Origin of the sequence: Paraglaciecola sp. 25GB23A, from assembly GCF_040012495.1 — a bacterium.
GTDB lineage: Bacteria > Pseudomonadota > Gammaproteobacteria > Enterobacterales > Alteromonadaceae > Paraglaciecola.
This window is the reverse complement of the sequence record NZ_JBDYKM010000012.1, coordinates 112,207-120,122: the sequence shown is the minus strand read 5'-3', so window position 1 is coordinate 120,122 and position 7,916 is coordinate 112,207. Positions and strand designations below refer to the sequence as shown.

General features: G+C 42.1%; 4 protein-coding genes. 2 read left to right on the top strand and 2 right to left on the bottom strand.

The features are described 5' to 3' along the window. Nucleotides 1-272 precede the first annotated feature (272 nt). Nucleotides 273-584 carry a TraR/DksA C4-type zinc finger protein gene (locus tag ABKW31_RS15430; RefSeq protein ID WP_348617451.1) on the bottom strand — a complete coding sequence of 104 codons (312 nt, stop codon included), beginning with the start codon at nucleotides 582-584 and terminating at the stop codon, nucleotides 273-275. 345 nt (nucleotides 585-929) lie between these two features. After that, the gene (locus tag ABKW31_RS15425) at nucleotides 930-1,841 is read right to left on the bottom strand and encodes a LysR family transcriptional regulator (protein ID WP_348617450.1); all 912 of its coding nucleotides are present in this window, start codon (nucleotides 1,839-1,841) and stop codon (nucleotides 930-932) included. A 125-nt stretch (nucleotides 1,842-1,966) separates the two neighbouring features. Between ABKW31_RS15425 and ABKW31_RS15420 the strand changes: the two genes are divergently transcribed. After that, nucleotides 1,967-6,520 (top strand): biotin carboxylase N-terminal domain-containing protein, encoded by a 4,554-nt coding sequence (locus tag ABKW31_RS15420; RefSeq protein WP_348617449.1) that lies wholly within the window; start codon nucleotides 1,967-1,969, stop codon nucleotides 6,518-6,520. A 133-nt stretch (nucleotides 6,521-6,653) separates the two neighbouring features. Further along, on the top strand, nucleotides 6,654-7,853 hold the full coding sequence (locus ABKW31_RS15415) for a hypothetical protein (RefSeq protein WP_348617448.1): 1,200 nt from the start codon (nucleotides 6,654-6,656) through the stop codon (nucleotides 7,851-7,853). Nucleotides 7,854-7,916 lie beyond the last annotated feature (63 nt).

Below are 7,916 nucleotides of genomic sequence, written 5' to 3'. Positions count from 1 at the left end.
TGTGTTTGGTAGGTAAAAACCGTATTGGCAAAACATTGTTTATAATACCCCAGACGATCCTTTCACTGTCCGCTTTTTGCACATGCTCGAAATTCGGTTTTGAGCATCAGACGCCATTCTCTGATTTTAATTTTAATTGATTGTTTCAGGTCCGATTAATATTTACTAAGCTCTGCCCCTCAGGGCCAGAGACAAAACCATCAGGACGATGGCGCGCAGCGTATTCTTTTTTTTATAAAGAAATAAAGCATGCGCTGACTGGGGACGAGCACTTAAGGCGCACAGTTTTTGCAGTATGCGGTAAATGGGATAGCATCCAAACGTTCAGTACTGATTGCACTATAGCATTTTTCACAGGTGCCGTAGACGTCCCGTTCTATTTTCAACAACGCATGGTTTATCTGTTCTAATTCTTTCTGTGCTTCATTTTTTAAATTCAAAAGTACATCATCATTTTGGTGTTCAACCACCTGTTCAGAGAATTTCGCGCTAGTTAGGCGACTATGCAAATCCTTATCAATTTTAACGATACGATTGTTCAACTCTTTTTGTAAAACAAGTAGTTGCTCTTTGTTATTATTCATACGGTCTCTCCAATGTGAACTGACTAAAACAACACTCATTCTAGGTGATTAGCTACACTTAGTATTGATTTGCGTCAAATTAGGTTCGCAGACCTGCGGGTCTGGTTCATTGAAATAATCCAAGATATCCGCTTAAGGTCGCAAGTCGAAGTTACCATCAAAAGAGCGAAACGACTATATTTGGCACATACCCGACCAAAACCGGTTTAACATAGATGTGGGAGTTTCAAACTTTAATATGCTCGTAAACCGCCTTGGTTAAAAGAAAAAAAATAAGCTCACTGTGACAGGCCTCTCCACATTATTGCTTAAATGAACTGTATCGCTGATCACCCTTTTGTTCGGTTAACTCATCATAGAATGTAATGATTCTTGACTGGTATAGCGTTTGGTGAAGAAGTCTAAAAAAGCCACGATATTGCTGGCCAACTGGCGTCGACTTGAATACACCCCATAAACGTTAAATGGCTCTATTGGCCACTCGGGTAAAATTGGCACTAAACGGCCAGCAGCCACTTCCTGTTTGCAACTGGTATTAGTTAACATGGCAATACCATAGTCATCTAAGGCAAGGCGCTTAACCATGTTGCTACTATTTACCCTCACTTTACGCTTAAAGGTTGCCATAATCTTACGATTCCCTTTGCCTAGTGCCCAAATTGGAGCGGACAAAGTTGTGCCTAATAAAATCCCTCTATGATTGACTAAATCTTGGGGAGTCGCTGGGCTGCTAAATTTTTTTATGTAGCCTGGGCTGGCGAGTAACATTGGTTGGCGTTCAAATAGTAAACGCGCGACTAAGTCTGAAGACTGCAAAGGACCAAACTTAATCGCAATATCATAACCCTCACCCACTAAGCCCACTTCACTATCAGTGAACTGGATGTCCAATTCTATATTGGGGTAAAGGCGCATAAAGCTTGAGCAGAGGTGGCCCATCACTTCTTGTGAAAATGACACCGGTATGGCAACCCTGAGCGAGCCCGAAATATCATTGTGGGTACTTTCAATTACTGCTTTGGCTGCGTCAATTTCATGACTGATTGAATCACAGTGCTGAAAAAATAAAGCGCCAACTTGGGTGAGGCTCACATTACGTGTATCTCGTTGTAATAAACGCACACCAAGTTGCTCTTCCAATTGGGCAATTTTACGACTAATGGTCGATTTAGGTTGGCCTATTTCTCGCGCAGCTTGAGAGAAACCATTAGCCCTCACTACCGCTGCAAATAGCATCATACCGTTCAAATCTGCCACTCAAACCTCACTGTCTCAAATATGGAACAAAGCGTCCTAGCTAGTTTAGTTGGTAATGTAGACATTAACAACGGTATATTTGCCGGCTAAAAACTTCAATGCCTTTATATGCAGAGGAACTATCAATGGCTACCAAAGAGCGGCCCGCTACTAAAACTCGAGTACTTTCAGCTGATCCACTTTTTTTACAAGCTGAACACCTAGCTAAAGACTTTTCATTATTCCCCGCCCATAGCAAGCAAACGCTAGCTGGAGAAGTCAAAGGCCTACTAAGCGAAGATGTTATTCAAGCAAACTTGAAAAATTTAGCCTCTTTAGATGTTGATGGTTATATCAATAAAGTGATCCTGCCTACCCAAGACAAAAATCGCCCCGGAGCCAAGCGTATTATTGCTGATTTAAAGGGTAGAATTATTGCTGAGGTACACATAGGACCTTTTTATCGTGCTGAAGTAGAACTGAAGTTTGGTGCTCGCACCCGTCGCATTGGTTTTATAGCCCAAGAACGCACCACCGCAAACGGTGCCTGGATGCCAGAACATCATCTAGCGGCATGTAAAGCAATCCGTCATTTTGCTGAATTGTCTATGCCAATCGTGTACTTAATTGACACCCCTGGCGCTGATGCAGGTGAAGTAGCTAATAGCCAAAACCAAGCCCATACAATCTCTAAAGCCATTGCTGAAAGTGCTAATGTTGATATGCCGACCGTCGGTATTGTCATAGGTGCTGGCTACTCAGGTGGTGCTATTCCCTTGGCCGCTGCCAATATACTGCTTTCTTTGAGGGATGGTATTTTTAACACTATTCAACCCCAAGGTTTGCAAAGTATTGCGCGCAAATATAACTTGTCGTGGCAGGAATGTGCAAAATCAGTGGGTGTATCGCCAGAAGAGCTTTATACCGCTGGTTGTATTGATGGCATTATTGATTTTACGCCCTCAGATAAAGATGAACGACAGCATAATTTACGTCGCGCTATCGTCAGTGCAATTGAAGCCGTTGAAAATGCAGCGTTAAATTTTGTTCGTGATTCAGCTGATATAAAAGAACATTATGACAGAAGCTTACAGCGGTTTTTGTCACCTTCGACAAACTTGTTGGCCTTAGAAAACAATACCCGCTTATCGGTCGCCAATAACCCCACTATGCACCACAATATTTTTGGCAGCGCTTATCGATACTTACGTTATTTGACCTTGCGCAGCCGTATTCAATCTATTTCACAAGAGCAATATGGCTTACTGTCAAAAGTTAGCGTACCCAAGGGCGATTTATTAAAACGCATAAAGCAAGAACAAGAGCGCGTTTTCCAAGCCTGGTTAACTAACCCAGACAAACTCGTTTATGACGAAGAGTTGAACAAGTTATGGGGCACGTTTATTGCCAAACGCAGTGTAATTTCTGCCGAGCGTAACGTCATAACCCGTCTTATTTTGGGCGAACCTAAGAAGAATTACAGAAAAGCCAGTAAAGCCCTACTATTTAACATTAGTTGGTCGCTTTACCATCGCTGGAAAAGCAATGCAGCCAACAATTTTGCCGGATTGATTACGCATTTAGAATCACTGCCCAAATCAGTAACCGAGGCACCGTGGCCAGAACTGAATCAGTTGACCGTGCTTGATATAGTGGTCAATGACGAATTGCGAGAAGAGTTTATTTGGCAATGCCACAACATACTGATTTTTAACGCTCTGTACGACAATGTAGTCGGCAGTTTGGCGTCTATTGCCAAAGAAGCCATGATGGCAAAAAGTTTGTCGCGGGCATCCGTTGATAAGCTCTTACATAAATCCATAGATAATGCCCTGTCAACCAATGACAAAATAAACGAAAAAACCAAGTTTTATAAATGGTTAAAATACTTTATGGCTCAGTCAAACCGAGCTCAGTTACTGACTCGCGTAGAACAATGGAAAAGTGTCGGCTTCCCACAATTAAATGATTCACTTTTTGTTATTTTGACCTATTTCTTTGAAAGCTTATTACCAGAGTATTTTGACAGTGAAGACGCTCACGAGAAATACACAGGTACCATTAACCCCGTGCGTATTGGTCGTCGCAAGGATTTTTGGAACCGCTTAACCATGGGTTACCAAGACTTACTCATCCAGAGAGTGCTGCGTGAAGAGAAAAAACACGGCAAGATGGGTTGGGAAAATGTCATTAAGCAATTTTTCACCAAGTTTAGCGAAATTGGTGCCGACAAGATGTCAGCTAATTTGCTTAACTTTCCTGGTTTCCGTTTATCTATCGAAGATGCCATTGAAAAGAAAATCCGCCCTTGTGGCTTAATTACCGGTTTAGCTGACTTCAATAATAATGGCAGCAAGATACGCGTAGGCGTAGCAGTATCAAATACTGCATTCCAAGCAGGTGCGTTTGATATGGCCAGTGCAGAAAAATTCTGTGCGCTATTAATCGAGTGCGCCAAACGCCGACTACCCGTTATTTGTTTTATTAGCTCTGGTGGTATGCAAACCAAAGAAGGCGCAGCAGCCTTGTTTTCCATGGCGGTGGTTAATGACCGCATGACACGTTTTATTCGTGATAACGAACTACCCATTCTGATGTTTGGTTTTGGTGACTGTACCGGCGGCGCACAAGCGAGTTTGGTTACCCACCCACTGGCACAAACTTACTATTTGTCTGGCACCAATATGCCTTTTGCCGGCCAAATGGTGGTACCCGCTTATTTACCTTCAACATCGACCTTGTCGAACTACCTGTCTAAAGTACCAGGAGCCATGGCAGGCTTAGTGTATAACCCCTTTAGTGACACCCTAGATATTCAACTGTCTGACATCGACCCAATCATGCCTATGCCTAACATGAAGATTGAAGATGTGATCAGCAAAGCCTTACCTACTCTTGTACCTGAAGTAGTTGAATTAGAAGAGGTTATTGTTCAAGACGATCCTCGAGCATTAATGAAACCCATTGAAAAAGTATTGGTGCATGCTCGCGGCTGTACCGCAGTGAAATTGATCCGTAAAGCCCATGATAACAACATTAATGTTGTTTTAGTGGCATCAGATCCTGATATGAATTCAGTACCTGCAGAGATGCTTAGAAGCACAGATAAATTAGTGTGTATTGGTGGTAATACCTCTGACGAAAGTTACTTAAACGCCTATTCGGTATTAAAAGTAGCTGAATACGAAAAAGTCGATGCCCTGCATCCTGGTATTGGATTTTTGTCAGAAAGCCCTCAATTTGCGGCATTGTGTGTCAACAATGGGGTTAACTTTGTTGGTCCAAGCGTTCACTCAATGACAACTATGGGTAATAAATCCAATGCAATCCACACCTCTCAGGCGCAAAATGTGCCTGTTGTACCAGGCAGCCATGGGATTTTAACTAACGCCGAACAAGCTGTGAATGTGGCCATAGAGATTGGTTACCCGGTACTACTAAAAGCAGTACAAGGCGGTGGTGGTAAGGGCATCCAAGTCGTTAAACGTGCGGAAGACATGATTGGTTTATTCCAAAAAACCGCCCAAGAAGCGGCTGCTGCTTTTGGTAATGGTGATTTATACTTAGAAAAATATGTCACTTCACTACGTCACATTGAAGTGCAATTGTTACGTGACAAGTTTGGTAATACCAAAGTATTGGGTATTCGTGACTGTTCCGTGCAGCGTAACAATCAAAAGGTCATTGAAGAATCAGGTTCAACCATGTTGCCCGAAGAGCTTAAACAACGGGTTATGGAGTATACCCGTGCCTTAGGTGAAGCTACCGATTACATGGGTGCAGGTACCGTAGAATTTATCTACAACCTCGATGCTAATGAAGTGTATTTCATGGAAATGAATACACGTTTACAAGTTGAGCATCCGGTTACTGAAGCAACATCAGGTATCGATATCGTGAGCGCGCAATTTGACATTGCCGCAGGCCGTTCCATTGAAAAACTCGAGCCGGTCGACCAAGGTTACGCCATGGAAGTGCGCGTCACTGCCGAAAAAGCCGCACTTGATAGCCATGGCATTCTGCAACTTATCCCTAATCCAGGTAAGATCATTGAATGCACAATGCCGCAACGGGATGATGTAGAAATAATATCCATTGCACAGGCCGGTAAAGAAATATCTCCTTACTACGACAGTTTAATTGCTCAGTTGATCATTCGAGGTAAAGACCGGGCTGACGTTGTAGCTAAAATGTATGCCTACCTTGATAGTGTTGTAATTAAAGGCATTGCCACCAACATTCCTTTATTGAAGCGTATCCTTAACGATGAAACCTTCAAAAACGGTGTATATGATACCAACTACTTACCGCGGTTGATGGCCGAATTAGACCCCGTTGCTTTGATAGCCGAAATGGAAGCAGCCGCAGAAGCAATGGAAGTCGACACTGAATCATTGCGAGTAGGTGAAAGTAACGAATTGAAAGTACTCGCGCAAGGGGCGGGAATTTTCTATACCACACCAGCTCAAGGTGAAGCAGAGTTTGTGAAAGAAGGCGACATCGTCACTGTTGAACAAACATTGGCCTTGATGGAAGCCATGAAAATGTTCTCGCAAGTCACTTTAGCGGGCTTTAATCGTCAAACAGGTGTGTTGTATCCTGAAGACCAAAAATACCGCATTGAGCGTATCCTTAACAGTAACGGCCAGCAGGTTTCACAGGGCGACTTACTGTTTGTGGTATCGCCCGTCGAAAACTAAGTAAAGCTTAAAAACAAACACCCACCCTTTTGTGGGTGTTTTTGTAACTGGGCTTTTTTAAATTGATTACTACCAAAGAGGCTTTATTATATCCTTATAGTTTTTCGTTTATCTGCAATTTTGGTTTATTTAAATGACAGCGTTAAAGCCACTTTTCAATAGCACAGCATCAGACACTCACAGTGATCCTTTGCAACAATCTCTAATCAATATTTGGTCAAAAATCGAGAAACAACAAAAGCGTAATCAAACCTTTTTAGACAAAAAAGAAAAGATATTTGCAGAGTTCAAAACAAAGGTATTACCTTTAGAGCATCAAAACACTAGACAAGCTTATGAATTTATTGAATTTTTAATAAGCTTCGTTGGCCGTAAGTCCTTTTCAGATTACCAGCACGAAGAGTTACTTGAATGGATTGCCAACGACCTAGAATACCTGCGCACACATCCTTTTGTAGGTGAGGTTAACCTTGATGCCTTACAAAATAAGTTTAATGAAGCCCTTTCAGAATTTAGCCAATCTGAGTCCGCTGACATCGACCCAGACGAAATTGAACGGGTACGCTACAGCCTTGAAACTATTTTCTGCGGAAAAATGCAACTTACCGACGATGAAATTGTTGCACTGATTAAAGACCCTAGTCTAATCGATATCTATATTGAACAAATGCAACAAAACGTGGATGAAGAGCAGCAATCAGAAGACAAAACCGACCAACATAAACCTTTCGAAGATCTATTTGGTCAGCAAACAGAAAACGAGGATGATCAGTATCATGCACCACAGGATGAGAGGCAAAGAGACTTAGATAAACTGTTTAAAGGTGGCCAGCTAAACAAAATATACAAACGCTTAGCCTCGCTGTTACACCCTGATAAAGAGCAAGACCCAGTAAAAAAAGCACAGAAACATGTCATCATGCAAACCCTATCAGCAGCCCGTAAAAATAAAGATGCTTTCACCCTGATTCAACTTTACCAGACTCATATTAATGACGGTGCATTTCTCTTCGATACCGATACACTGACGCCAATGCTCACCCTACTCAGGGCAAAATCACACCGTTTAGATGATGAACTACATGCTGAAAAGTCGAACAGCGATGTGTCTACTTTGGTATGGCGTAAATTTTTTGAACGCAGTAATAAGCAGACAGAACAAAACTTTAACGCCCATATTTCGGCCCTTAAACGCGAATATCGCGAACAGAAAAGCATCATGCAACAAAATCAAACCGTAGCAAAAATGAAAAAATTACTCCAAGAAAGAGTCGATGCAAACTGTGGCTGGGTTGACGATTCATCAATTGACCTATTCGACCTGTTCAGATAATAAATCTGCGAGTAGAGTAAACTTTAGTCCAATAGTTAACAGTATTACCTGTAAAAAATTGAT

What these genes read in the sequence shown, in the direction of transcription:
- ABKW31_RS15430 (WP_348617451.1), bottom strand. Translation starts at nt 584, where the DNA reads ATGAATAATAACAAAGAGCAACTACTTGTTTTACAAAAAGAGTTGAAC.
- ABKW31_RS15420 (WP_348617449.1), top strand. Translation starts at nt 1,967, where the DNA reads ATGGCTACCAAAGAGCGGCCCGCTACTAAAACTCGAGTACTTTCAGCT.
- ABKW31_RS15415 (WP_348617448.1), top strand. Translation starts at nt 6,654, where the DNA reads ATGACAGCGTTAAAGCCACTTTTCAATAGCACAGCATCAGACACTCAC.